This window comes from Kineococcus sp. R86509 (assembly GCF_042466365.1).
Taxonomy (GTDB): Bacteria; Actinomycetota; Actinomycetes; order Actinomycetales; family Kineococcaceae; genus Kineococcus.
This window is the reverse complement of sequence record NZ_JAXHCE010000001.1, coordinates 474,109-498,160: the sequence shown is the minus strand read 5'-3', so window position 1 is coordinate 498,160 and position 24,052 is coordinate 474,109. Positions and strand designations below refer to the sequence as shown.

At 72.1% G+C, this 24,052-nt stretch carries 22 protein-coding genes, 4 tRNA genes and 1 pseudogene; 13 read left to right on the top strand and 14 right to left on the bottom strand.

Annotated elements, in window-relative coordinates; genetic code table 11:
- Positions 1-68 precede the first annotated feature (68 nt).
- Complete coding sequence (locus SJY07_RS02440; protein WP_380156798.1) at positions 69-977, bottom strand: sulfurtransferase; 909 nt, start codon at positions 975-977, stop codon at positions 69-71.
- Between the two features lie 155 nt (positions 978-1,132).
- On the opposite strand from SJY07_RS02440, the gene zapE reads away from it, so the two are divergent.
- Complete coding sequence (gene zapE, locus SJY07_RS02435) at positions 1,133-2,173, top strand: cell division protein ZapE (protein ID WP_380162105.1); 1,041 nt, start codon at positions 1,133-1,135, stop codon at positions 2,171-2,173.
- Here zapE and SJY07_RS02430 read toward each other — a convergent pair.
- The 5 genes from SJY07_RS02430 to glgX all read right to left on the bottom strand — a co-directional run bounded on the left by SJY07_RS02430 (position 2,138) and on the right by glgX (position 10,342).
- A complete protein-coding gene (locus SJY07_RS02430) occupies positions 2,138-3,220 on the bottom strand; it encodes a HoxN/HupN/NixA family nickel/cobalt transporter (RefSeq protein ID WP_380156796.1) in 1,083 nt (360 codons plus the stop codon). The genes zapE and SJY07_RS02430 overlap by 36 nt on opposite strands.
- A gap of 53 nt (positions 3,221-3,273) precedes the next feature.
- Positions 3,274-3,921, bottom strand: coding sequence for an NUDIX hydrolase N-terminal domain-containing protein (locus SJY07_RS02425; RefSeq protein WP_380156794.1), 648 nt, complete (start codon positions 3,919-3,921; stop codon positions 3,274-3,276).
- 4 nt (positions 3,922-3,925) lie between these two features.
- Positions 3,926-5,665, bottom strand: coding sequence for a malto-oligosyltrehalose trehalohydrolase (treZ, locus tag SJY07_RS02420; RefSeq protein ID WP_380156792.1), 1,740 nt, complete (start codon positions 5,663-5,665; stop codon positions 3,926-3,928).
- Positions 5,666-5,762: 97 nt separating this feature from the next.
- Positions 5,763-8,186: a malto-oligosyltrehalose synthase gene (treY, locus tag SJY07_RS02415; RefSeq protein WP_380156790.1), complete on the bottom strand. Its 2,424-nt coding sequence runs from the start codon at positions 8,184-8,186 to the stop codon at positions 5,763-5,765.
- A gap of 14 nt (positions 8,187-8,200) precedes the next feature.
- On the bottom strand, positions 8,201-10,342 hold the full coding sequence (gene glgX / locus SJY07_RS02410; protein WP_328295834.1) for a glycogen debranching protein GlgX: 2,142 nt from the start codon (positions 10,340-10,342) through the stop codon (positions 8,201-8,203).
- Positions 10,343-10,541: 199 nt separating this feature from the next.
- Between glgX and SJY07_RS02405 the strand changes: the two genes are divergently transcribed.
- Positions 10,542-11,489 (top strand): YihY/virulence factor BrkB family protein, encoded by a 948-nt coding sequence (locus SJY07_RS02405; protein ID WP_380156788.1) that lies wholly within the window; start codon positions 10,542-10,544, stop codon positions 11,487-11,489.
- A gap of 13 nt (positions 11,490-11,502) precedes the next feature.
- On the opposite strand, the gene SJY07_RS02400 is transcribed toward SJY07_RS02405, so the two are convergent.
- From SJY07_RS02400 to SJY07_RS02375, 6 genes are all read right to left on the bottom strand, one after another.
- The gene (locus tag SJY07_RS02400) at positions 11,503-12,432 is read right to left on the bottom strand and encodes a hypothetical protein (protein WP_380156786.1); all 930 of its coding nucleotides are present in this window, start codon (positions 12,430-12,432) and stop codon (positions 11,503-11,505) included.
- A 70-nt stretch (positions 12,433-12,502) separates the two neighbouring features.
- On the bottom strand, positions 12,503-13,738 hold the full coding sequence (locus tag SJY07_RS02395) for a glycosyltransferase (RefSeq protein ID WP_380156784.1): 1,236 nt from the start codon (positions 13,736-13,738) through the stop codon (positions 12,503-12,505).
- A gap of 217 nt (positions 13,739-13,955) precedes the next feature.
- A tRNA-Val gene (locus tag SJY07_RS02390) sits at positions 13,956-14,030 on the bottom strand.
- Positions 14,031-14,065: 35 nt separating this feature from the next.
- A tRNA-Cys gene (locus SJY07_RS02385) sits at positions 14,066-14,139 on the bottom strand.
- A gap of 34 nt (positions 14,140-14,173) precedes the next feature.
- Positions 14,174-14,246: transfer RNA gene (locus SJY07_RS02380), tRNA-Gly, on the bottom strand.
- A 194-nt stretch (positions 14,247-14,440) separates the two neighbouring features.
- Positions 14,441-14,869, bottom strand: coding sequence for an SsgA family sporulation/cell division regulator (locus tag SJY07_RS02375; protein WP_328295838.1), 429 nt, complete (start codon positions 14,867-14,869; stop codon positions 14,441-14,443).
- A gap of 370 nt (positions 14,870-15,239) precedes the next feature.
- Between SJY07_RS02375 and SJY07_RS02370 the strand changes: the two genes are divergently transcribed.
- The 6 genes from SJY07_RS02370 to SJY07_RS02345 all read left to right on the top strand — a co-directional run bounded on the left by SJY07_RS02370 (position 15,240) and on the right by SJY07_RS02345 (position 19,481).
- Complete coding sequence (locus SJY07_RS02370) at positions 15,240-15,794, top strand: TIGR02611 family protein (RefSeq protein ID WP_380156782.1); 555 nt, start codon at positions 15,240-15,242, stop codon at positions 15,792-15,794.
- 70 nt (positions 15,795-15,864) lie between these two features.
- Positions 15,865-15,936, top strand: a tRNA-Val gene (locus SJY07_RS02365).
- A gap of 17 nt (positions 15,937-15,953) precedes the next feature.
- Positions 15,954-16,508 carry an MOSC N-terminal beta barrel domain-containing protein gene (locus SJY07_RS02360; RefSeq protein ID WP_380156780.1) on the top strand — a complete coding sequence of 185 codons (555 nt, stop codon included), beginning with the start codon at positions 15,954-15,956 and terminating at the stop codon, positions 16,506-16,508.
- 51 nt (positions 16,509-16,559) lie between these two features.
- A complete protein-coding gene (gene thrS / locus SJY07_RS02355) occupies positions 16,560-18,542 on the top strand; it encodes a threonine--tRNA ligase (protein WP_328295841.1) in 1,983 nt (660 codons plus the stop codon).
- A 1-nt stretch (position 18,543) separates the two neighbouring features.
- Positions 18,544-19,116 carry an HIT family protein gene (locus SJY07_RS02350; protein WP_380156777.1) on the top strand — a complete coding sequence of 191 codons (573 nt, stop codon included), beginning with the start codon at positions 18,544-18,546 and terminating at the stop codon, positions 19,114-19,116.
- Complete coding sequence (locus SJY07_RS02345; protein ID WP_328295843.1) at positions 19,113-19,481, top strand: DCC1-like thiol-disulfide oxidoreductase family protein; 369 nt, start codon at positions 19,113-19,115, stop codon at positions 19,479-19,481. The genes SJY07_RS02350 and SJY07_RS02345 overlap by 4 nt, the downstream gene beginning before the upstream one ends.
- Here SJY07_RS02345 and SJY07_RS02340 read toward each other — a convergent pair.
- Positions 19,430-20,290 (bottom strand): hypothetical protein, encoded by an 861-nt coding sequence (locus SJY07_RS02340; RefSeq protein ID WP_328295844.1) that lies wholly within the window; start codon positions 20,288-20,290, stop codon positions 19,430-19,432. The genes SJY07_RS02345 and SJY07_RS02340 overlap by 52 nt on opposite strands.
- Positions 20,287-20,757, bottom strand: coding sequence for a hypothetical protein (locus SJY07_RS02335; RefSeq protein ID WP_328295845.1), 471 nt, complete (start codon positions 20,755-20,757; stop codon positions 20,287-20,289). Before SJY07_RS02335 ends, SJY07_RS02340 begins: the two co-directional genes overlap by 4 nt.
- 100 nt (positions 20,758-20,857) lie before the next feature.
- On the opposite strand from SJY07_RS02335, the gene pgsA reads away from it, so the two are divergent.
- The 5 genes and pseudogenes from pgsA (at position 20,858) to SJY07_RS02310 (ending at position 24,049) form a co-directional block, all read left to right on the top strand.
- Positions 20,858-21,475 carry a phosphatidylinositol phosphate synthase gene (gene pgsA / locus SJY07_RS02330; RefSeq protein WP_328295846.1) on the top strand — a complete coding sequence of 206 codons (618 nt, stop codon included), beginning with the start codon at positions 20,858-20,860 and terminating at the stop codon, positions 21,473-21,475.
- A pseudogene (locus tag SJY07_RS02325) lies at positions 21,472-21,732 on the top strand (phosphatidylinositol mannoside acyltransferase); the annotation flags it as partial. The gene pgsA and the pseudogene SJY07_RS02325, both read left to right, overlap by 4 nt.
- A gap of 23 nt (positions 21,733-21,755) precedes the next feature.
- Positions 21,756-22,415 carry a phosphatidylinositol mannoside acyltransferase gene (locus SJY07_RS02320; protein WP_380156774.1) on the top strand — a complete coding sequence of 220 codons (660 nt, stop codon included), beginning with the start codon at positions 21,756-21,758 and terminating at the stop codon, positions 22,413-22,415.
- Between the two features lie 3 nt (positions 22,416-22,418).
- Positions 22,419-23,519 (top strand): glycosyltransferase family 4 protein, encoded by a 1,101-nt coding sequence (locus tag SJY07_RS02315; RefSeq protein WP_328295848.1) that lies wholly within the window; start codon positions 22,419-22,421, stop codon positions 23,517-23,519.
- Complete coding sequence (locus SJY07_RS02310) at positions 23,516-24,049, top strand: NUDIX hydrolase (RefSeq protein WP_328295849.1); 534 nt, start codon at positions 23,516-23,518, stop codon at positions 24,047-24,049. The genes SJY07_RS02315 and SJY07_RS02310 overlap by 4 nt, the downstream gene beginning before the upstream one ends.
- Positions 24,050-24,052: the final 3 nt, after the last annotated feature.

The window sequence follows — 24,052 nt, the reverse complement described above, 5'->3', positions numbered from 1 at the left end:
GGCCGGCAACCCCGCGGTCGGGTCGTCGCTGAGGTCATCGCTGCGGTCGTCGCCCGACGCGTCGGCGGTCACTGGACCGAACCCTTGTCGGACCCCTTGGCGATCGGGACGCGGACGGCGTTGCCCCACTCCGTCCAGGACCCGTCGTAGTTGCGGACCTGACCGAAACCGAGCAGCTGGGAGAGCACGAACCAGGTGTGGCTGGAGCGTTCCCCGATGCGGCAGTAGGCGATCACGTCGTCCTGGGGGGAGAGGCCCTTCTCGTCCTGGTAGATCGCGGCGAGTTCCTCGCGGGAGCGGAAGGTGCCGTCCTCGGCGGCGGCGCGAGCCCACGGGACGCTGTCGGCGCCGGGGATGTGGCCGCCGCGGACGGTGCCCTCCTCGGGGTAGTCCGGCATGTGCGTGCGTTCGCCCGTGTACTCCTGCGGGGACCGCACGTCGACCAGCTTGCCGCCGCTACCGGTGCGGATGTGCGCGAGCACGTCCTCCTTGAAGGCGCGGATCGAGGTGTCCTCGCGTTCGACGACGGGGTAGTCCGCTGCGGGACGCGCGGGGGCCTCGGTCGTCATCTCCCGGCCCTCGGCGACCCACTTCGCGCGGCCGCCGTCGAGCAGGCGGACGTCGGGGTGGCCGAAGAGGGTGAAGACCCACAGCGCGTACGCGGCCCACCAGTTGTTCTTGTCGCCGTAGATCACGACGGTGTCCTCACGGCGGACGCCCTTGGCCGACATCAGCGCGGCGAAGCCGGCGCCGTCGACGTAGTCGCGGGTCACGGAGTCGTTGAGCTCGGTGTGCCAGTCGACCTTCACCGATCCGGGCACGTGCCCGGTGTCCCAGAGCAGGACGTCCTCGTCGCTCTCGACGACGACGAGGCCCGGTTCACCGAGGTGCTGCGCCAGCCAATCCGTCGTCACGAGCTTCTCGGGGTGGGCGTAGGCGGCGAGCTTCTCGTCGGTGTCCAGGGGCAGCGTGGTCACGGTGGTTCCTCCAGCGGTCGTCGTCCTTGCAGCAACGTCCCGGCGCGGTCCGTCGTTCCCAGCCGTGGTCGTTCCCGCTGGCCGCGATCCTGCCAGACCCCACCGACGCCCCCACCGACCGCTCACTACTGTGGAGCACTGTGACCGGCTCTCAGATGCGTCTGGACTCCCTGGCAGACCGCAACCCGCGGGTACCCCCGCAGCAGCTGGTCGCGGAGCTGGTGCCGCCGCCGCGCTTCGCCGACGTCCGCTTCGCCAGCTACGTCCCCGCCCCCGAGCACCCCAGCCAGGCCGAGGCCGTCGCCGGGATGAGCGCGTTCGGGGAGCGCGTCCTCGCGGCCGGCGCGCCGGCGAAGGGTCTGGCGGGCCTCTTCAAGCGCAAGGCCGCGCCGAGCGGTGCGCCGGGGATGTACCTCGACGGTGGCTTCGGGGTCGGCAAGACCCACCTGCTCTCCTCGCTGTACCACCAGGTCGTCACCGAGGGTGGCCGCACCGCCGCCTACGGCACCTTCGTCGAGTACACCAACCTCGTCGGTGCACTGGGCTTCCTGCCCGCCGTCGAGGCGCTGGCGCCGAACGCCCTGGTCTGCATCGACGAGTTCGAGCTCGACGACCCGGGTGACACCGTCCTGATGTCGCGGTTGATGCGCGAACTCGTCGACCGCGGGGTGAAGCTGGCGGCGACGTCGAACACGCTGCCGGGGGCCCTGGGCGAGGGGCGCTTCGCCGCGCAGGACTTCCAGCGCGAGATCCAGGCCCTGGCCGGGCAGTTCGACGTGCAGCGCGTCGACGGCGAGGACTACCGCCACCGCGGCTTGCAGCCCGCGCCCGCGCCGCTGTCCGACGAGGAGGTCGAACGCGCCGCCGCTGCCCGTCCGGGCGCGACGTTCGACGACTTCACGACCGTGCTGAACCACCTGGCCCAGGTCCACCCCAGCCGCTACGGCGCGATGGTCGGCCAGACCACGGCGGTCTGCCTCCGCGGGGTCAGCACCGTCACCGACCAGATGGTGGGTCTGCGCCTCGTCGTCCTCGCCGACCGGCTCTACGACCGGGACATCCCCGTCGTCGCGTCCGGAGTCCCCTTCGACGCCGTGTTCACCGACGAGCTGATCAACGGCGGGTACCGCAAGAAGTACCTGCGCGCGGTGTCGCGGTTGTCAGCCCTCGCGCGTGAGGGTGCGGCGCCGGCCTGAGCGGCGCCACCACACCAGCGCGACCGCCCACACGAGCAGGAACAGCCCCGCGACGGCGTACCCGACGTACTCCGTGTCGAGGCCGGAGATCCACGTCGCGGCGCCGCCGAGACCGAGTTCGTCGTGCAGGACCGACACCAGCTGGATGGTGCCGATGGCCAGCGCGACGACCACCGAGACCCCCGTCACCACGGCGTTGTAGGTCAAGCGCCGCAACGGGTTCGCCAGGGCCCAGTCGTAGGCGAGGTTCATGAAGGCGCCGTCGAGGGTGTCGAACAGGCTCATGCCCGCGGCGAACAGGACCGGGAGCACGAGGACCGCGTACCAGGGCAGGGTCACGGCCGCCGTCCCGGCGAGCACGAGCAGCGCGACCTCCGTCGCCGTGTCGAAACCCAGACCCATGAGCAACCCGGCCGGGTAGATCTGGCGGGGGGAGCGGATCCTCGCGGTGAAACCCCGCAGCAACCGGGCCACCGCACCGTCGAGGGCGAGTCGCTGGTGCAGGGCCGCGTCGTCGAGTTCCCCGCGACGGCGCATCCGGGCCGTGCGCAGGATCCCGACCAGCGCGGCGAGGTTCACCAGCCCGATGACCCAGAGGAAGACCCCCGCGGCGCTCGTGCCGAACACCCCGAGGGCGTCGTGCGCCGCGCTGCCCTCGGTGACGAGGCCGGAGGCGAACCTCGCGCCCGTCGCCACGACGACGGCCATCGCGAACACAACGCTGGAGTGGCCCAGGGAGAACCAGAAACCCACCGACAGCGGACGCTGGCCGTCCCCCGTGAGCTTGCGCGTGGTTCCGTCGATGACGGCGATGTGGTCGGCGTCGAAGGCGTGCCGCACCCCGAACACGTAGGCCGTCAGTCCCAGCCCCCAGCCGAAGACCTGCTCGCCCACGGAGAACTCGTGGGGTACGACGAGGAGACCCAGGACACCCCACCCGAGCACGTGCAACCCCGCGACGACGGCCAGCAGACGCAGCAGGCGTCGGGTGTCGAGGCCGCTCCAGGAGCGGCCGGCGGCGCGGGACGGCTCGGACAGGACGGACACGCTCACTCCTCGCTTGTTGCAAGTCACTGGCAACAAGCAGGGAGCCTAACGGGTCAGTCCCACTCGGTGGGCAGGGACGGGTCCAGGTGGTGGGCCATCATCCGTTCCAGCTCCCAGCGGTTGATGCGCCGCTGCGACAGCTCCGGCAACTCGTCCAGGCCGAACCAGCCGACGTCCAGGGTCTCGAGCTCGCTCGCCGCGACGCGGTCCCCGGAGACGGTGCAGAGGAAGTACAGGTGGAAGACGCTCACCGGCATCGGCGGCTGCTTGCCGCGGGCGTCCCGTTCCCAGACGCCCACGACCTTGATCACCTCGACGGGGTAGCCCGTCTCCTCCAGCACCTCGCGGACCGCCGCCTGAGCCGGGCGGTCACCCGGGTCCGCCCACCCTCCCGGCATCGACCAGAGCCCGTCGCTGCGCTCGCGCAGCAGCAGGAACCGGCCCTGATCGTCGATGACCCCCGCCCGGACGTCGACCTTGGGCGTCGCGTAGCCCGCGTCGGTGTCCAGGAGCGCCCGCAGGACGTCGCGGGGCGAGGTGGAGACCGCGGCCAGCAGATCCGCCGCGAGCTCGGTCAGCTCCCGGTAGCGGGCCGCGTCGTAGTCCTTGGCGGGGTCGCCGAGCGCGAAGGTCAACCCGTCCTGGGCCAGGGCCGCGATGCGGACGGCGGCCGTGCGGACCAGGTCGGCGGGTTCGCTCACGCGATCACGCTACCCGCAGCACCACCACCGACTCCGCGGACGTGCGCACCCCTTCGCCGAGCAGCTCGGCGGCCGGGCCGTCGCTGAACTGGGCGACGACCTCGAGGGGGCTGCCCTCGACCTCGACGTCGGCGCCTTCCCCGAGGGTGACGACGACCCGGTACCGGCCCCGGTGCAGGACCAGGGCGTTGCCCGCGACGTCCACCCGGACCTCGCGCAGGTCCGCGGCCGCGAAGTCCGGCACGGCGCGACGCAGGCCGGTCAGCGTCCGGTACCAGGCCAGCATCCGCGCGTGCGGCTCGGCGTCGACCTCGTCCCAGCGCAGGACCGAGGCCTCCTTGGTGGCCGGATCCTGGGGGTCGGGGACGTCCTCGGCGTCCCACCCGTGCTGGCCGAACTCCGAGCGGCGGCCGGTGCTGACGGCCTTGCCGAGGTCGGGATCGGGGAAGGAGGTGAAGAACTGCCACTTCGTCGAGGCGTTCCACTCCTCACCCATGAACACCATCGGCGTGAAGGGGCCCAGCAGGTACAGCGCCGCCCCGGCGGCCTGCGCGGTGGGGGAGAGCAGGTGCCCGATCCGGTCGCCGACGGCGCGGTTGCCGACCTGGTCGTGGGTCTGCAGGTACCCCAGGAACGCCGTCCCCGGGACGCTCGCACGGTCGACCTTCTTCCCCCACTGCTCCCCGCGGAAGGTGGAGAACCGCTCGGCGTGGAAGAACGCCTCCTCGAACGTCGTCTTCACGACCTCGGCGTCGCCGAAGTCGGCGTAGTAGCCCTGACGTTCCCCGGTGAGCCAGGCGTGCAGGGCGTGGTGCACGTCGTCGTCCCACTGCGCGGTCATCCCCCGGCCACCCTGAGCCGTGGGGGAGACCATGAACGCGTCGTTGAGGTCGGACTCCGCGACCAGGGACAGCGGTCGGCCGAGCTGGCGGGCGAGTTCCGCGACCTCGTCCGACAGCTGCGCCAGGACGTGGCGGGGGGAGTCGTCGACGAGGGCGTGCACGGCGTCCAGGCGCAGGGCGTCGACGTGGAAGTCGCGGAACCAGCGCAGCGCGTTGTCGACGATCCAGCGACGGACCTCGACCGAGCCCTCGTCGTCGAGGTTCACGGCCGCACCCCAGGGGGTGTCGTGCTTCTCGGTGAAGTAGGGCCCGAACTCCGCCAGGTAGTTCCCGCTGGGCCCGAGGTGGTTGTAGACGCAGTCGAGCGCGACGGCCAGACCCTTCGCGTGGCAGGCGTCGACGAACGTGGCGAAACCCTCCGGACCGCCGTACTCGTGCTGCACCGCGTAGGGGGAGACGCCGTCGTAACCCCAGTTCCACGGCCCGTCCCACGCCGACACCGGCAGGACCTCCACGACGTCCACGCCGAGGTCGACGAGGTGGTCCAGCTTCTGCGCCGCCGCCGCGAACGTCCCCTCGGGGGTGAAGGTCCCGATGTGCAGTTCGTAGAACACCGCCCCGTGGGCGTCCCGGCCGGCCCAGTTCTGGTCGGTCCAGGTGAAGAGCGACGGGTCCACCACGGCGCTCGCGGCGTTCACCCCGTCCGGCAGCCAGCCGCTGCGCGGGTCCGGGCGCGGGTCACCCCCGTCGAGGGAGAACGCGTAGCGGGTGCCGTCCGCGCCCTCGGCCTCGACGCTCCACCACCCCGGACGGGGGGAGTCGCTGCGCCGCATCGGCACCCGTCCCGCGTCGAGGACGAGCTCCACCTCTTGCGCCGCCGGCGCCCACAGTTCGAACCGCATGGTGCACAGCTTGTCGGAGCCCGCGCCCCCTTGCGACTTCTGGGGGACTTCCCACCCTTCCGCGGCCTGGGAAGGGTGGGAAGTCCCCCAGAAGTTGCTAGGCGCGGACGAGCAGCGCCACCGGGAGGTCGGTGAGGACGTCGGCGATGCGGGCGGCCCCGCCGGGGACCTCGGCGCCGGTGAAGACGTTGCGCCACAGGCCCTCGGGGAGGGTCAGGGTGTGCTCGCCCCAACCGCCGAGACGTTCCAGCGACACCGGGAGGCGGGTCGCCACCGCGACGACGGCCGGGTTCTCCGCCGGGCCGCGGGAGAACGCGACGGCGTTGCCGTTGGTCGTGGGGACGGGGGAGTAGGCGCCCGCGAAGACCTCGGGGTGGTCTCGGCGCACCCGCAGGGTCCGCGAGACCACGAGGAGCTTCTCGTCGTCCAGGTCGGTCGGCCCCGAGCCCGCGTCCAGCGCCGTCAGGCGGCGGGCGCGGTCGGCGAAGTCGACCGGGCGGCGGTTGTCGGGGTCGACCAGGGACAGGTCGACGAGTTCGGTGCCCTGGTAGACGTCGGGGACACCCGGCATCGTCAGCTGCACGAACTTCTGCCCCAGCAGCGCGACCCGCGCCGCGGGGCCCGTGAGCTCGACGAACTCGGCAACGGCGGCCAGGACCTCGGCGTCACCGAGGACCCCCGTCGCGAACCGTTCCACCGCAGCCTCGTAGGCCTCGTCCGGCGCGGTCCACGTGGTGTGGTCCTTGGCCTCGCGGGTCGCCTTCTGGAGGTAGCCGAGGAGGCGTTCCGCCGCGATCGGACCCGAGGAGCCCCAGGTGCCGACGAGCGTCTGCCAGATCAGCAGTTCCGTCCGGGCGTCCAGTTCCGCGGCCCGGTGGGTGGTGGCCAGTTCCCGCCACGCGGTGACGGCGGCCGCCCACTCGGTGGTGAACTCCGACAACGTCGACAGGCGGGCGCGGACGTCCTCGCTGCGCTTGGTGTCGTGGGTGGAGAGCGTCGTCATCGTGGCCGGCCAGTCGCGCGCCAGCGCCGAGGCGAAGGAGTGGAACTCCTCCGGGGAGGTCCCGAACCTCGTGGGTTCACCGCCGACCTCGTTGAGCGAGCTCAGCCGGAACCACCGGTAGAACGCGGTGTCCTCGATGCCCTTGGCCATCACCGGGCCGCACGTCTGCTGGAACCGGACGATGAACTCCGCCGCGCGCGCGTCGTCGGTCGCGACCCGACCCAGCGCCAGGTCCACGACGACCGCGAGGGTGTCGTGGCGCTCGGCGGGCAGGCGGGCTCCGGCGACCTCGGCGGCGTGCTCGAGGACCTCGACGGCCACCTCCGGTGCCGCCTCGCCCGGGACCACGTAGGCGCGGTACTGCTCGATGGAGACGAGCAGCTCGAGCACGCTCTCGTGCAACCCGCGACGGGTGTGGTCGCGCAGGTCGACGTGGTCGTGGCAGATGCCGGCGAGGAGCTCCACCAGGCGGTGGACCTCGGCGTAGAGGCCGAACTCGGCGACCTCGCGCTTCGCCTCGTCGACGATGGTGGAGAACGGCCGGTTCTCACCGGTCACCGCGGCGTACTGCGCGGACAGCGGTTCGGCCCCGGCGGAGTCCAGGAAGAGCCCACCGATGCGCTGCAACGCGTCGTAGCCGGTGGTCCCGGCGCACTCCCAGTCCTCGGGCAGGGTCTCGTCACCCTCAAGGATCTTCTCGACGACGACCCAGGCGCTCGAGTCCCCCTCGCGCGTGACCTCGGCCAGGCGGCGCAGGTAGCCGCGCGGGTCCGCGAGACCGTCCGGGTGGTCGATCCGCAACCCCTGCAGGTCCCCCGCGCGCAGCAGTTCCAGCAGCAGGGCGTGCGAGGCGTCGAAGACGGCCGGGTCCTCGACCCGGATCGCGGCGAGGGTGTCGACGTCGAAGAAGCGGCGGTAGTTCAGCTCCTCGTCGGCCACCCGCCAGTGCGCCAGCCGGTACCACTGGCGGTCCACCAGCTCGGCCAGCGGCAGGTCCTCGGTGCCGGGACGCACCGGGAACACGTGGTCGTAGTAGCGCAGGACGAGCTCGTCGCCGGAGTCGTCCAGGGCCAGCTCGCCCGCGGCGAGGACCTGCCCGATCCGCTGACCGAGGACGGCCATGAGGATCGCCCGGTCCGGCACCGACCAGTCGACGTCGAACCAGGAGGCGAAGGGCGAGTCCGGCCCCTCCTTGAGGACCGACCACAGCTGCGCGTTGTCGGAGGCGGGAGTGGGCACGGCCATGTGGTTGGGGACGACGTCGGCCACCGCGGCGAGACCGGCGGAACGCAGCGCGGCCACCAGCCGGTCGAAGCCCTCCCGACCCCCGGCCTCGGGGTTCAAGTGGGAGTGGTCGACGACGTCGTAGCCGTGCTCGGAGCCCTTAGCGGGCGCCAGCACCGGCGAGAGGTAGGCGTGCGAGACGCCGAGGGTCGCCAGGTACTCCGCCTGCGCGGCGGCGTCGTCGAAGGTGAAGGCCGGCTGCACCTGCAGCCGGTAGGTGCTCCCGGGCACCACGGTCGGACGGTAGGTCACTTCTCTCCCAGTGGTCCACGAGCGAGCACGAGCACCGAGCGGGCCGCCACCGGCAGCTTCGCGCCCGGGGAGAACGCCGATTCTTCGGTGAAGATCGAGACGATGCCGACCTGGTCGTCGGCGGTGTCGAGGCGGGGGGCCCAGTCGTCGCCGTAGGCCTTCTCGGGCAGCGTGAACTCCACCGCCTCGTGCCACGGGTTCCACAGCACCAGGAACGAGTCGCCGACGATGCGCTCCCCGCGCTTGTCCGGTTCGGGGATCGCCTCCCCGTTGAGGAACACCATGACGGTGTGGTTGGACCGGTCGGCCCAGTCCGCGGCGGTCATCTCGGTGCCGTCGTTGGTGAACCACTCGATGTCGCCGACCTCGCTCTCCCCGCCGTGGGAGGCGTCACCGGCGAAGAAGCGCCGGCGCTGGAAGACGGGCTCGGTGCGGCGCAGGGCGACGATGCGCTGGGTGAAGGCCAGCAGCTCCTTCTGGGGGTCGTCGAGATCCCAGTCGACCCAGGACAGCTCGTTGTCCTGGCAGTAGACGTTGTTGTTGCCCCGCTGGGTGCGGCCGAGCTCGTCGCCGTGCAGGAGCATCGGCACGCCCTGGGAGAGCAGCAGCGTCGTCAGCAGGTTCCGGTGCTGGCGGGCCCGCAGGGCGATGATCTCGGGGTCCTTCGTCTCGCCCTCGACCCCGCAGTTCCAGGAGCGGTTGTGGCTCTCGCCGTCGTTGCCGCCCTCACCGTTGGCGGCGTTGTGCTTGTCGTTGTAGGACACCAGGTCCCGCATCGTGAAGCCGTCGTGGGCGGTGACGAAGTTGATGCTCGCGATGGGCTTGCGCCCGGAGTGCTCGTAGAGGTCGGAGGAACCGCTGATGCGGCTGGCGAAGTCGCCCAGCGACTCGGGCTCCCCGCGCCAGAAGTCGCGCACGGAGTCGCGGTACTTGCCGTTCCACTCCGTCCACAGCGGGGGGAAGCCGCCGACCTGGTAGCCCCCCTCGCCGATGTCCCAGGGCTCGGCGATGAGCTTGACCTGGGAGACGATCGGGTCCTGCTGCACCAGGTCGAAGAAGGCGCTGAGCCGGTCGACCTCGTGGAACTGGCGGGCCAGCGTCGCGGCGAGGTCGAAGCGGAAGCCGTCGACGTGCATGTCCGTCACCCAGTAGCGCAGCGAGTCCATGATGAGCTGCAGGACGTGCGGGTGGCGCATCAGCAGGCTGTTGCCGGTGCCGGTGGTGTCGAAGTAGTGCTTCTGGTCGCCGTCGACGAGACGGTAGTAGGCCTGGTTGTCGATGCCGCGCATGCACAGCGTCGGGCCCATGTGGTTGCCCTCGGCGGTGTGGTTGTAGACCACGTCGAGGATGACCTCGATGTTCGCCTGGTGCAGCGCGAGCACCATCGACTTGAACTCCTGCACCTGCTGACCGCGCTGGCCGTTGGAGGAGTAGGCGTTGTGCGGGGCGAAGAACCCGATGGTGTTGTAGCCCCAGTAGTTCGAGAGGCCCTTGTCGACGAGGTGGGTGTCCTGCACGAACTGGTGCACCGGCATGAGCTCGACGGCCGTCACCCCGAGGGAAGTGAGGTGCTCGATGATCGCCGGGTGCGCCATCGCGGCGTAGGTGCCGCGGATGTCCTCGGGCACGTCGGGGTGCTGCATCGTCAGACCCTTGACGTGGGCCTCGTAGATCACCGACTCGTGGTACTCGTGGCCGGGGCGGTGGTCGTTGCCCCAGTCGAAGAAGGGGTTCACGACGACGGAGAGCATCGTGTGGCCGAGGCTGTCCTCGACGTTCACCTCGTCCGGGCGGTCGAAGTGGTAGGAGAACAGCGACTCGTCGCCGTCCACCTGGCCCTCGATGGCCTTCGCGTAGGGGTCGAGCAGCAGCTTCTCCGGCTGGCAGCGCGATCCGCTCTCGGGGTGGAACGGGCCGTGCACGCGGAAGCCGTAGCGCTGACCGGGCATCACCGAGGGCAGGTACGCGTGCCAGACGAACCCGTCGACCTCGGGCACGTCGAACCGCTGCTCGGTGCCGTCGTCGGCGATGAGGCACAGCTCGACCCGTTCGGCCACCTCCGAGAAGAGGGCGAAGTTCGTCCCGGCGCCGTCGTACGTGGCGCCGAGGGGATAGGGCCGTCCGGGCCAGATCTGCATCGCGGGGTTCCCTCCGGAAGGGATTCGAAGTGGGCGTGACCGGCCCATCATGGCGGGTCGAGGACCGTGCCACCTCCCGGGGCGCCTCCCGCGGCCGGGCTCCCGGCCCGGTTACGGTGTCCGGACGCCTGCGGACCCGCCGTGTCCGGCGAGCGAGGCGGACCACCGTCTGGACCACCTGCGGGACCCCGAGGAGACGATGCACCAGCAGCCTGTCCTGACCCTGTCGTGGCCGGGGAGGGCGTGGCGCGACGTCCGGGCCCTGGCCACCGCGACCGTCGGGGCCTGCATGCGCTTCCGGGTCACCGGTCTGGCGGCGGAGGGCGGGTTCTTCGCCCTGCTCTCGTTGCCGCCGCTGGTCTTCGGCATCGTCGCCAGCCTGGGCTACCTCGGGCGCTGGCTGGGAGCCGACGACGTCGCCGCCGTGCGCGAGCAGCTCGCCCGGATCACCGAGGCCGTCTTCACGTCCCAGGCCATCGCCGACGTGATCCTGCCGACCTTCGACTCCGTCACCACGCAGGGCCGGGCCGACCTCACGGTGCTCGCGTTCCTGGTCAGCGTGTGGTCGGGCTCGCGCGCCCTCAACGTCTACGTCGACACCATCGCGATCATGTACGGGCTCGGCGGGCACCGCGGCATCGTCCGGACCCGGATCCTGTCGCTGTCCACCTACCTGGTGGCGCTGCTCGTGGGGGTCGTCGTCGTGCCGCTGGTGCTCGTGGGCCCGCGCCTGCTGCAGGAGTGGCTGCCCGCGAACGTGCGGGTGCTGTCGCACCTGTACTGGCCGGTCGTCCTGGTGCTCTCGGTCTTCTGCCTCACGACGCTCTACCACCTCTCGACGCCCGTGCGGTCGCGCTGGTGGCGCGACCTGCCCGGGGCGCTGCTGGCGCTGCTGGGGTGGTTCCTCGTCTCGTGGGTGCTGCGCCGCTCGCTGGCGCTCTCGATCGCGGGCCCCTCGACGTCGATCTACGGGCCGCTCGCGGCGCCCGTCGTGGTACTGATCTGGTTCTACTTCCTGGCCATCTCGGTGCTCATCGGCGCGGCCCTGAACTCGGCCGTGGACCGGGTGTGGCCGGACCCGACGAAGACCGCGGCCCGCGAGGCCGCCCGGCGCCAGGCGGCCGAGCGGCGTCGCTGGGTCCCCTGATCCCCGGCAGGGGTCAGCGCGTGACCCGCACCCGGGCGTAGCGGTAGCCGACCATGCGCTGGAAGTGGCGCAGGCCGTTGGACAGCTGCGGCGGCGGGGTCGAGTCCACGAGGTGGCGCACCCCGCGCTCGGCCAGGGCCGAGACCAGGGCCGGCATCAGCAGGTAGCGGGCGTCGCTGTGCGCGGGGGAGGCGCCCAGGGTGCGGAAGTAGCGCAACAGGGCCCACTCGCCGTCGACCGGGGTCACCGACAGCATGATCGCCTCACCGTCGGCGTCGGTCGCCACCAGCCAGAGGTCGTGCAGCAGCAGGTCGGAGTTGTCGGGGGTGTCCACCCGGTACTGGGCGTCGGCGTGCGCCTGCTCGGCCGCGTTGGCGCGCTCCAGCAGGGCCGCGCGCTCCGCCGCGTCCTCGACGAAGCGGAACGTCACGCCCTTCTTCTGCGCCGCCCGCACCTTGCGGCGCAGCGTCTGACGGGCCGCGCCCAGCACGTAGTCACCACCGTCGGCGGGCACGTCGAGGACGGCGACCCCGGTCGAGGCGACCGTCAGCCCACCGAGGTGGCGGGCCAGCAGCGTGGAGCGGAGGATCTCACCGGCCGGTCCGTCCCCCAGCGCCGCGGGGGCGACGGGCAGGCGCAGGACGGCCGCGACGGCGCCGAGGGTGGCCGAGGGGTGGTGCAGGGCGTAGCGGAGCGCGTGCCGGCCACCCTCGGTGGCGCCGCTCTCGCGGTCGTCGACGTAGGCGGTGAGGAACGCGGCGAGGGAGGCCTCGGTGGTGCGTTCGCGCAGTTCGCGGGGAACCTCGGTGCGGACCTTTCGACCCGCCTCGAGCGCTCTGGCGGCGGCGTTGCCGAGACGGGCCCGCAGCGCGGTGGGGGTGTCGGGGACGGTGCGCGTCGTTGCGCTGGTGGAGAGGAAACGGACCAGGTCGAGCGCGCGCACGGTGAGGAGCTCCTAGGGCTTCGAGGGATGCGGTGGTTTCGATGGGTCGGTCGGGCGGACGGGCGGTGGGTCAGGTGGTGCTGCCGAGGGACGGACCCTGGTGCGTCCTCAGCAACGTGTCCCCGGTCGCGACGGGCAGCGGGGCGAACACGGGCAGCGGTGCTCCGCTGATCCGGGACAGCAGCGCGAGGTGCTCGCGGGCGAGGCGACGCGGTTCGAACCGTCGGGCGAAGGCCGGTCCGGCCGCCGCGGCGTTCCGCAACCGCCGCTGGTCGCCCAGGTGAGCGGCGATCGCCTCGGTGAGGGCCTCGACGGACTCCGGCGCGACGAGGTCACCGTAGCGACCGTCGTCCAGCAGCAACCGCGAGCCCTCGCAGCAGTCGGTGGCGACGACGGGGACGGCCAGGGCCAGCGACTCCAGCAGCGTCAACGGCATCGCCTCCGTGCGGGAGGAGGAGACGAAGAGGTCGGCCTGGGCCAGCAGGGCCGCCGGGTTCTCCACGAACCCGGGCAGGCTGACGTGGTCCGCGCCCAGCTCGGCGGCGAGCTGCTCGAGGGCGGCCCGGTCAGGGCCCTCCCCGGCGATCACGAGGTCGTGGTCGAACCCGCGGTCGCGGACGCCGACCGAGGCGCGCAGCAGCAGGTCGAAGCCCTTGTGCGAGGTGAGCCGGCCGATCGCCAGCAGGCGCGGTCGCCGGGGCACCGGGTCGGGGGCGCCGCGGTCGGTCACGGCCCGTTCCTGCACCTCGTCCACGTCGACGCCGTTCACGACGACGTGCGCGCGCTCCGCGGGGAGGCCGTTGGCCAGCAGACCCGGGACCAGGCCGGGGGAGACGGCGATCACCGCGTCCGCGTGGCGGTGCACCCACCGCGTGGCGGACTGCAGCTTGGCGGGGACCCAGGCGGCGATTGCCTGGTCGAGGTCGCCCTGGGCCAGGACCACGAAGGGCTTGCCGAGGGTGCGGGCGACCAGGGACGCCGCGAGCAGGCCGTGGCCGATCTCCGAGCCGGAGACCACGACGTCGTAGCCGCGGGCGGTGCGCAGCAGGGCGAGGAGCCCGGTGGGCAGCCGGCGGGCGGCCGGGAGGGCGTGGTGGGCGCCGTAGCGCAGCGCGACGCCGTCGCTGGGGAGCGCCACGGCCTCCTCACCGTCGACCTCCTCCAGGGCGAAGACGCCCGTCCGGACCCCGTCGGCGCTGAAGCGGGCCGCCAGGGCGTTGACGACGCGGAGGCCGCCGTTCTCCCGGAGGTGGCCCTGGACGAACAGCACGCGCAGCGCCGGGCGGCCGGAGTGTGCGGAGGACATGGCCGTCACCGTACGTACTCCGCGGCTCCGTGACAGGCGTGTTACGAATTCGTTAACCCGTTGGCAGGCAAGGCGTTGGTCCGCCTGGGTGACCTTTCGTGACTCTCTGCGGTTTCAGCGGCGAGACCGTGTACCGGAACCCCGGGAGGCGTCACGAGCGCGGCCGGAACGACGAAGAGGGTCGGGTCCGTCTCCGGACCCGACCCTCTTCACGTGCTGGTGGGCGATACTGGGATCGAACCAGTGACCTCTTCCGTGTCAGGGAAGCGCGCTACCGCTGCGCCAATCGCCCTCGGTACCCACGGTCGGGAGCTACCCGACTGCGAGTGGAGGTGGAGACGGGATTCGAACCCGTGTGGACGGCTTTGCAGGCCGCTGCCTAACCTCTCGGCCACTCCACCGTAGAGGCTCACGGCCCCGTTGTGCCGACTTCCGAGCGGACGACGAGACTCGAACTCGCGACCCTCACCTTGGCAAGGTGATGCGCTACCAACTGCGCTACGTCCGCATGCCCTGGTTTCCCTGCCGTTCCCGGCCGGTTCCCCGTGGCGTTGAAAACATTAGCCGACGTCGGCCACAAGGCCAAATCCCCTCCCGGCTCACGCGGCCGCAGGGAACGGAAGAGCTGCGACACGGGAGAACCCGCCGCGGCGACAGTGCCGGGGCGGGTCCGCTCGCGTTCGTGCGTCGTCTGCCGGTGCGTCAGGACACCAGGCGAGCGATGAGCTCGTCCAGGTCCAGGTGGCGGGTCTCGCGGCCCGGGGGGACGAGGGCGTCGGCACGGCGCAGGAAGCGCCGGACGTCGGCCTCGTCGGCTTCGAGTTCCGCGTTGCCGTCCGGGGACGACAGGCGGAGCAGGACCCGGGGGCGGCCGTCGAGGGTGTCCGAACAGGGCCGCACCTGCACGTCGCCGGTGCCGGCGGGTGCGGTCAGTCCTTCCCTCAACAGGTCCCGTGCGAAGACCCACTCCACGTCCGTGTCGCCACCGCGGAAGACCGCGTGGATGGCGTAGGGGTCGTCAGCTCCGTAGTGGAGGCTGGCGGGGACGGGGAGTCCCGGACCACTGGTGGTCCGGAGTCGCAGCGACACGTCGACGTCGACCTCGGTCTTGCGGTGCGGCAATGCAGGCACGTCGACCTCCGTGTGTGCTCATGGCCGCTGACGGGCTCCAGCGACCGTGTCCATGAGTTTCCCACCAACTGCGTGCTTGAAACACCCGAACGACGCAAGTGGGACGTCGGCGTGTCGCCGGAGGTTCCCCCACCGTTCGGCCACGGCGGGTTCGCGGGCCTACGAGGGGGTGTATCCGCAGGTCAACCGCCGTCCGGCGGGCCGCTGTGACGGTTCTCACCACGGGTCGACGCGAAACCTCCACCTCCGGCGGGAGCGTCGCGACCCGTCCGTGCGTTGGAGGAGTCGGCAGGTCGTGGACGGAGGGTGAGCGGTGCGGACGGTGCACGAACACGGACCTGGGGACCAGGACGGCGCGGTGGACGGGCAGGTGGACGAGCAAGTGGACGGGCAGCTGGACGGGCAGGTGGAGCACCGGGCGCGCGCCGAGGGGGCGTCGCTGCCGTCGCCGCCGACCGCGCCGCACCCCGTGGTGACCGGGGTGGACGCCCCGGTCAGCGCCCACCAGCACCGGGTGCGGCGGACCCGGGCCGCCCTGCACGCCCAGCGCGAGCGGATCCGCGCCGACACCCGCAAGAACCGGGTCTACCGCGCCGTCGTCGGGGCCGTCGGCGCGTTCGTCGTCCTGCTCGGCCTCGTGCTGGTGCCGCTGCCCGGTCCCGGCTGGCTCGTGGTGTTCCTCGGGCTCGCCGTCCTCGGCACGGAGTTCTCCTCCGCCCAACGGCTCAAGCACTTCGGGGAACGTCAGCTCCACCGCTGGGCCCGGTGGCTCGCGCGCCGCTCCCTGGCGACCCGCGCGGCGCTGGGGACGGGAACCGCCGCCGTCGTCGCGGCCCTGCTCTGGGGCTACCTCGCCTGGCAGGGGCTGCCGGCGTGGACGCCCGAGGTCGTCACCGCCCAGCTGCAGTGGGTCCCGGGTCTCTGACCGCGGCGGTCGAGAGCACGGCCCGAGTCACGGTATGGTTCTCGGGCCGGACGCGCTCAGCGCGACGTTCGGGCGATTAGCTCAGTGGTAGAGCACTTCGTTCACACCGAAGGGGTCACTGGTTCGAACCCAGTATCGCCCACCCAGCATCATCAGGACATGACCCTCGTCGGCGTCCTGCGCGAGATCCTCCTCTTCCCGGTGAAGTCCGTCCCGGGATCCTCCCTCACCGCGGCCGAACTCGGCCCCGACGGCCTCCTGGGTGACCGCGGCCACGCGGTCGTCGACGAGGCGGGTCGCGTCCTCGCCGCCAAGCGGAACCCCGCGCTGCGCGGGCTCGCCCTCGCCGGGGACCCCCTCGAACCCCGCCTGCGCACTCCCGACGGGACGGCGCTCGCGGACTTCCTGGCCGTGCCCGGGGCACGACTCGCGCCCGTCGACGGCGGAGCGCGGCAGGTGGCTCCCGTGCACCTCGTCAGCCTCGGCCAGCGACGGGAGCCGGACGCCGGGGACTCCTCGCGAGCCAACCTCGTCGTGGAGTTCGGCGCCGACGAACCTCCGGCCGCGGACCTGCAGGGGTGGACCTGCTCGATCGGCGCGGCGGTGTTGCGGCTGGGGGGAGCGCCCCGGCACTGCGCGGGGCTGTTCGCCCAGGTCGCGACGGGCGGGGTGCTGCGGGTGGGGGACGAGGTCCGCGTGAACCCCCCTGGGTAGAGTCGAACGGTCCGTCCCAGCACCAGCAGCCCAGACCAGCGGAGGCCCCACGTGTCGGCCCAGTTCAGCATCACCCGATCCGGGGAGACCCAGCAGGTGGCCGCCGGCACCACGGCAGGGGAGCTGTTCGCCGACGACCGCGCCGTCGTCGTCGCGAAGGTCAACGGCGAACTGCGCGACCTCTCCCACGTCCTCGCCGAGGGCGACGACGTCGAGGGTGTCCTCATCTCCTCCGACGAGGGCCTCGCCGTGCTGCGTCACTCGACCGCGCACGTCATGGCCCAGGCCGTGCAGCAGCACTTCCCCGAGGCCAAGCTCGGCATCGGCCCCCCGATCCGCGACGGCTTCTACTTCGACTTCGACGTCGAGCGCCCCTTCACCCCCGAGGACCTCAAGGTCATCGAGAAGACGATGCAGCGCATCGTCAAGGAGGGGCAGCGATTCGCCCGTCGCGACGTCTCCGACGACGAGGCCCGCGCCGAGATGGCCGACGAGCCGTACAAGCTGGAGCTCATCGGCCTCAAGAGCACCGCCCCCGGTGGTGTCGCGGACGCGGCCGAGGGCGCCTCGGCCGAGGTCGGCGAGGGCGGACTGACCATCTACGACAACCTCAAGCGCGACGACTCCGTGGCCTTCAAGGACCTCTGCCGCGGTCCGCACCTGCCGACCACGCGTCTCGTCGGCATCGGGTTCAGCCTGACCCGCTCGGCCGCGGCCTACTGGCGCGGGAGCGAGAAGAACCCGCAGCTGCAGCGCATCTACGGCACCGCGTGGCCGTCCAAGGACGAGCTGAAGGCCTACCAGGAACGCGTCGCGGAGGCCGAACGTCGCGACCACCGTCGCCTCGGGGCGGAACTCGACCTGTTCTCCTTCCCCGACGAGATCGGGTCCGGCCTGGTCGTCTTCCACCCCAAGGGCGGGGTGATCAAGCGGGAGATGGAGGACTACGTCCGTCGCCGCCACATCGAGGAGGGGTTCTCCTACGTCGGAACCCCGCACATCTCCAAGGGTGGTCTGTTCGAGACCTCCGGGCACCTGCCGTACTACGAGGACACGATGTTCCCCGGCATGGAGCTGGAGAACTCGAAGTACTACCTCAAGGCCATGAACTGCCCCATGCACAACCTGATCTTCCGTTCGCGCGGTCGGTCCTACCGGGAACTGCCGTTGCGGTTCTTCGAGTTCGGGTCCGTCTACCGCTACGAGAAGAGCGGCGTCGTGCACGGCCTCACCCGCGTCCGCGGGCTGACCCAGGACGACTCGCACTCCTACGTCACCCAGGAGCAGGCGCCGGGAGAGATCAAGCACCTCCTCGACTTCGTCCTCGGCCTCCTCAAGGACTTCGGTCTCGACGACTACTACCTCGAACTCTCCACCCGCGGGGACTCGGCGAAGTTCATCGGCTCCGACGAGGAGTGGGAGAAGGCCACCGCGGTCCTCGAGACCGCGGCGAAGGAGACCGGGCTGGAACTCGTCGCCGACCCCGGCGGGGCCGCGTTCTACGGGCCGAAGATCTCCGTGCAGGCCAAGGACGCCATCGGCCGCACCTGGCAGATGTCGACCATCCAGTACGACTTCAACCAGCCCGCCCGCTTCGAGCTGGAGTACACCGCCGCCGACGGCACCAAGCAGCAGCCGGTGATGATCCACTCGGCCAAGTTCGGTTCGCTAGAACGCTTCTTCGGCGTCCTCGTCGAGCACTACGCCGGGGCGTTCCCCCCGTGGCTGGCCCCCGTGCAGGTCGTGGGGATCCCCGTCGCCGACGCGCACGTCCCGCACCTGCAGGAGGTCGCGCAGAAGCTGCGCGCCGCCGGGATCCGGGTCGAGGTGGACGACGCCGACGACCGGATGCCGAAGAAGATCCGCACCTGGACCAAGCAGAAGATCCCGTTCCTGCTCATCGCCGGGGCCGAGGACGTCGAGAACGGTGCGGTGTCGTTCCGCTTCCGTGACGGCAGCCAGGAGAACGGCGTCCCGGTCGACGACGCGGTCGCGCGGATCGCCGCCGCCGTGCGTGACCGGGTGCAGGTGTGACGTGAGCGGTGACCCGACCGACGACGAGGCGGTGGGGGTCGAACCGGCCGAACGGTTCGCGGGGGAACCCGACGGGTTCGCCCGGTTGTGGACCCCCCACCGCCTCGCCTACATCCAGGGCGAGAAGAAACCGGCCGACGGGGAACCGGGCAGCTGCCCGTTCTGCCGGGCGCCGGGCCTCGCCGACGACGAGGGGCTCATCGTGCACCGCGGCGAGCACGTCTTCGCGGTGCTCAACCTGTTCCCGTACAACCCCGGGCACCTCATGGTGTGCCCCTACCGGCACGTGTCGGCCTACGTCGACCTCCACGCCGACGAGCTGGCCGAGTTCACCGCCTTCACCCGGGCGGCGATCCACACGCTGACGGCGGCCTCGAACCCGTCGGGTTTCAACGTCGGGATGAACCAGGGCGCGGTCGCCGGGGCCGGGATCGCCGCTCACCTGCACCAGCACGTCGTCCCGCGCTGGGAGGGCGACGCCAACTTCCTGCCCGTCGTCGGGCGGACGAAGGCGATGCCGGAACTGCTGGAGGACACCCGGTCGCGGCTCGCCCAGGCCTGGACCCGCGGGTGAGGCCCGTGCTCGTCTTCGACGGGGACTGCGGGATCTGCACCCGCCTGGCGGGGTTCGTCCCGGCGTTGCGGGCCGACGTGGACGTCGCGGCTTGGCAGACCCTCGACCTCCCCTCCCTCGGGTTGACCCCCGAGGCCTGCGACCGGGCGTTGCAGTTCGTCGACGCGCGACGGCGGATCTCCTCGGCCCAGGACGCGGTCGCGGTGCTGTTGCGGCACAGCGCCTTCCCGCTGCCGGTGGCCGGTCGCCTGCTGCAGCTCCCGGGGTTGAACGCCCTGGCCGGGTTCGGCTACCGCTGGGTCGCCCGGAACCGTCAGCGCCTGCCCGGCGGGACCCCCGCCTGCGCCCTGCCCGCCCAGCGCTGACGCAGCCCCCGCACCGACACCCGTTCCAACGGCACGAACGCCAGCAGGCAGACCACCGTGGGCAGGAAGTGGATGCCGAGGGTCAGGTAGGTGCCCAGGTGGAAGAACCCCCAGAACAGGATGGCCGCGGCGAGCGCGCGACCCCGCAGCCACAGCATCACCGGGGAGCAGAACTCCGCGACGATGACGATCCACTGGATCCCGACGACGAAGAACGGGATCCGCTGCAACGCGTCGGTGAGCCCGTTGCCCCGGCGGGAGAACGCCCACGTCGTCACCGCCCCGTTCGCCCAGTCCCAGCCCCCGAAACGCACCTTGGCCAGCGAGGCGAGGAAGTACGTGCAGACCGTCGCGACCTGGATGCAGCGCACCGCCCAGCCGGCGGACTCGCTCGGCCCGCCGCGGGCCCCCGCACGACCCACGCTCGGCAGGACGAGCAACGCCACCAGCAGGGCGACGTGGTCGTGGTCGATCTTGGAGTAGCTGAAGCCGTTGCCCAGCCAGTACAGGTAGGCGATCGCGCAGACCGCCCCGGCCACCCGGGGCAGACGTCCGCTCGCCGCCACCAGCGCGGTGACGGTCAGCACCCACAGGTCGAGGTGGGTGACCACGTGCGTCGGCGCCGGCACGTGCAGCGCACGGAAGAGCAGGATCGGGCGGTACAGCTGCGCCGGCACGTCCCCGTGCGACAGCGGCCACGTCGTGATCCGCCACGCGTCCCAGACGACGAAGAGGTACAGCAGGACCCGCAGCGCGGCGATCCGCCGCAACGGGACCGCGGGGAACCACCACGTGCGCCACGCGCTCACGAGCAGCACCCCAGCGGGTGCCGCGGATCGGGGACGTCCCAGCTGGAGAGGACCTCGGTGCTCTTCCCCACCACCGTCCCGTCGTGCAGCGCACTGACGTCCTGGACCAGGATCACCTCCGCGTAGCGCGGCGCATCGGGGTGGCGCGTGGCGTAGGCCGCCGCGATCGCCTCCAGCAACGCCGGGTCGTCGACGAAGCGGCGCAACTGGCCCTCGACCTCCGCCCGGCGCAGCCCGACACCGCCGGGGGAGAGCGGCACGTCGACCTGCTCGCCGTCGACGGTCACGGCCTCCACCCGCGTCGAGCGGATCTCGCCGTTCAGGTCCACCCCGAAGGCGTACTGCGACATCGGGGCGAACGGCCAGCGGTCGTCGTCGAAGCGCAGGGTGCCCAGGACCAGCGCGACCAGGAACGCCAGGGCGAGCGCGGTGCGCCACCACCGGGCGGGACGGGACAGGTGGTGCACGACCCGAACCCTAGTGATCGCGCCACCCGGCGCGGGCGACCGGAGCGTGGGCGCGCCGACGCTACCCTGGAGCCCCCCGACCCCGACGGACGACGAGACGATGCTCAACAGGTACGCGCGTGCGGTGGTCACGAAGGTCTTCACCCCGTTGGCGCGGCTGCTGCTGCGGCTGGGGGTGACCCCGGACATGGTGACGGTCTTCGGCACGGTCTGCACCGTGCTCAGCGCTCTCGTCCTCTACCCCACGGGGCACCTGTTCTGGGCCTCGCTGGCCGTGACGGTCTTCGTCCTCTTCGACACCATCGACGGGATCATGGCCCGCATCCTCGGCCGGTCCGGCAAGTGGGGCGCCTACCTGGACTCCAGCCTCGACCGCTTCGCCGACAGCGCCGTCTTCGGTGGGCTGGTCGTCTGGTTCGCCCGCGGCGGGAACGACGAGCTCACCGCCGGGCTCGCCCTGGCCTGCCTCGTGTTCGGCAGCATCGTGTCCTACGTCAAGGCCCGCGCCGAGGGCCTCGGCTACACGGCCAACGTCGGCATCGCCGAACGCGGCGAACGACTCGTCGCCGTCCTCGTCGGCGCCGGGTTCGTCGGCCTCGGTGTCCCGCTGCCCTTCCTGCAGGTCGTCCTCGGCCTGCTCGCCCTCGCCAGCGTCGTCACCATCGTGCAGCGCATGTCGACGGTCCGCCGGCAGGCGCTGGCCGACCACCCCGCATGACCCCCCGCACCTCCCTGCGCCGCACCCGCGACCGGTGCGTGACCACGGCCTTCCGGCTCGGCTGGCGCCTGGCCCGCAGCGTCCCCGAACCCCTCGCCGTCGCCGCCTGCACCCGGGTCGCCGACCGCGTCACCGCCCGCGGTGGGAAGGGCGTGGAGCAGTTGCGCCGCAACCTCTCCCGGGCCCGCCCCGAGGCGACGCCGGCCGAGCTCGACGCCCTCGTCCGCGACGGTCTCCGCAGCTACACCCGCTACTGGCTCGACGCGTTCGCGCTGCCCGGGTGGAGTCGGGAGCGCATCGTCGACACCGTCCGGATGGACGGGGGGAAGCGCTCCGGACCGAACTCACCGCCGGTCGGGGCGCCGTCGCCTTCCTCGGTCACCTCGGCAACTGGGACCACGCCGCCGCCTGGTCGGCCCACGACCTGCACCACGTCGTCACCGTCGCCGAACGGTTGCGGCCCGAGGAGGTCTACGAGGAGTTCCTCGCCTTCCGCCGCGGCCTCGGGATGGAGGTCCTGCCGCTGGGGGACCCGGCGACGTTCCCGACGCTGGTCCGCCGGCTGCGGGCCGGTGCCCTCGTCCCGCTGCTCGCCGACCGCGACCTGTCCGCCACCGGCGTCGAGGTCGACTTCCTCGGCGACCGCGTCCGGATGGCTCCGGGACCCGCGGCGCTCGCCGTCCTCACCGGCGCCGGACTGTTCCCGATGACCCTGCACCACGAGGTCGGAGCGCAGGGCCGGGTGCTGGTGGTCGTGACCCACCCACGGGTGGAGGTCCCGCAGCGCCGGGCGGGGGAGTCCGTCCGGGGCCACCGCGACCGGGCCATCGCCGCGATGACCCAGACCTGCGCCGACGTGCTCGCCGCAGCCGTCCGGGCCCACCCCGACGAGTGGCACGTGCTGCAACCGGTGTTCCCCGCCGACCTGCGGAGCGGGTGAGCGGTGCGGATCGGGATCGTCTGCCCCTACTCCTTCGACGTGCCCGGTGGGGTGCAGTTCCACGTCCGGGACCTCGCCGAGCACCTCATCGGCCTCGGCCACCACGTCCGCGTGCTGGCGCCCGCCGACGACGAGTCGACCCTGCCGAGCTTCGCCGACCCGGGCGGCAACGTCGTCGCCGTGCCCTACAACGGGTCCGTCGCGCGACTCTCCTTCGGGCCGGTGACCGCGGCCCGGGTGCGCCGCTGGATCGCCGAGGGGGACTTCGACGTCCTGCACGTGCACGAACCGCTCTCACCCAGCACCTCGCTGCTCGCCCTGTGGGCGGCGAGCGGACCGCTGGTCGCCACGTTCCACACCGCGAACCTGCGCTCGCGGGCGATGCAGGCCGCGTTCCCGCTGCTGCGGCCCAGCCTGGAGAAGATCTCGGCCCGCATCGCGGTCAGCGAGGACGCCCGGCGGACCGTCGTCGAGCACGTGGGCGGCGACGCTGTCGTCATCCCCAACGGGGTCTTCACCGACGTCTTCGCCCGCGCCGAGAGGCGTCCGGAGTGGACCGGGACCCCCGAAGCTCCCGTGATCGCCTTCGTCGGCCGGCTCGACGAACCGCGCAAGGGGTTGCCGCTGCTGTGCCGGATCGTGCCGCTGGTGCGGGCGGTCGTGCCCGGGGCGCGCTTCCTCGTCGCCGGACGCGGTGACGTCGAGGCCGCCCGGGCGCTGCTGGACGACCCGTCCTCGGTGGAGTTCCTCGGCGCGGTGGACGACCCGGCGAAGGCGTCGCTGCTGGCCAGCGCCGACGTCTACCTCGCCCCGCACACCGGCGGGGAGAGCTTCGGCATCGTCCTGGTCGAGGCGATGGCGGCGGGGGCGCCCGTCGTCGCGGCCGACCTCGGCGCGTTCCGGCGGGTGCTGGGCGACGGCGAGTTCGGGCGGGTCTTCACCCTCGGCGACGCGGCCTCGGCGGCGGAGGCGGTGCTCGACCTGCTGGCCCACCCCGCACAGCGCCTCGCCCTCGGGGCCGCCGGTCAGCGGGCCGCCGCGCGCTACGACTGGTCCGTCGTCGCCGCCCAGGTGCTCACCGTCTACGAGACGGTGGTCGCGTGACCCCGGTGGTCTCGACGCTGGTCGTCCTGCTGCTGCTGACCGTCCTCGCCTGGTACCTCTCGGCCACGGCGCAGCGCGTCGACCGGCTGCACCGGCGGGTCGAGACCAGCCGCGCCGCCCTCGACGCCGAACTCACCCGGCGCGCTTCGGCCGCCCTGGAGTACGCCACCTCCGGTGAGCTGGACCCCGCCTCGTCGCTGGTGCTGGCCGACGCCGCGACCGCGAGCCTGGACGCCCCCCGCACCCCGGCGGCGCTGCGCGACGCCAGCGACGCCGACGACGCCCACCGCTGGCGGGTCGAGAGCGACCTGACCCGGGCGATGGAGGTCGCCCTCCCCGACGAGGACGGTCCCGGTCTCGCCCGGGTCGCCGACGCGGAGCACCGGGTGGAACTGGCCCGGCGCTTCCACAACGACGCCGTCGTCCAGACCCGGCGGCTGCGGGGCAAGCGGGTCGTGCGCTGGGCCCGGCTGGCGGGGTACGCGCGGCTGCCCGAGACGGCGGACTTCCTCGACGGTTCCGACTCGTAGGAT

What these genes read in the sequence shown, in the direction of transcription:
- SJY07_RS02405 (WP_380156788.1), top strand. Translation starts at nt 10,542, where the DNA reads ATGCACCAGCAGCCTGTCCTGACCCTGTCGTGGCCGGGGAGGGCGTGG.
- zapE (WP_380162105.1), top strand. Translation starts at nt 1,133, where the DNA reads ATGCGTCTGGACTCCCTGGCAGACCGCAACCCGCGGGTACCCCCGCAG.
- treZ (WP_380156792.1), bottom strand. Translation starts at nt 5,665, where the DNA reads ATGCGGTTCGAACTGTGGGCGCCGGCGGCGCAAGAGGTGGAGCTCGTC.
- SJY07_RS02360 (WP_380156780.1), top strand. Translation starts at nt 15,954, where the DNA reads ATGACCCTCGTCGGCGTCCTGCGCGAGATCCTCCTCTTCCCGGTGAAG.
- SJY07_RS02395 (WP_380156784.1), bottom strand. Translation starts at nt 13,738, where the DNA reads ATGTCCTCCGCACACTCCGGCCGCCCGGCGCTGCGCGTGCTGTTCGTC.
- glgX (WP_328295834.1), bottom strand. Translation starts at nt 10,342, where the DNA reads ATGCAGATCTGGCCCGGACGGCCCTATCCCCTCGGCGCCACGTACGAC.
- pgsA (WP_328295846.1), top strand. Translation starts at nt 20,858, where the DNA reads ATGCTCAACAGGTACGCGCGTGCGGTGGTCACGAAGGTCTTCACCCCG.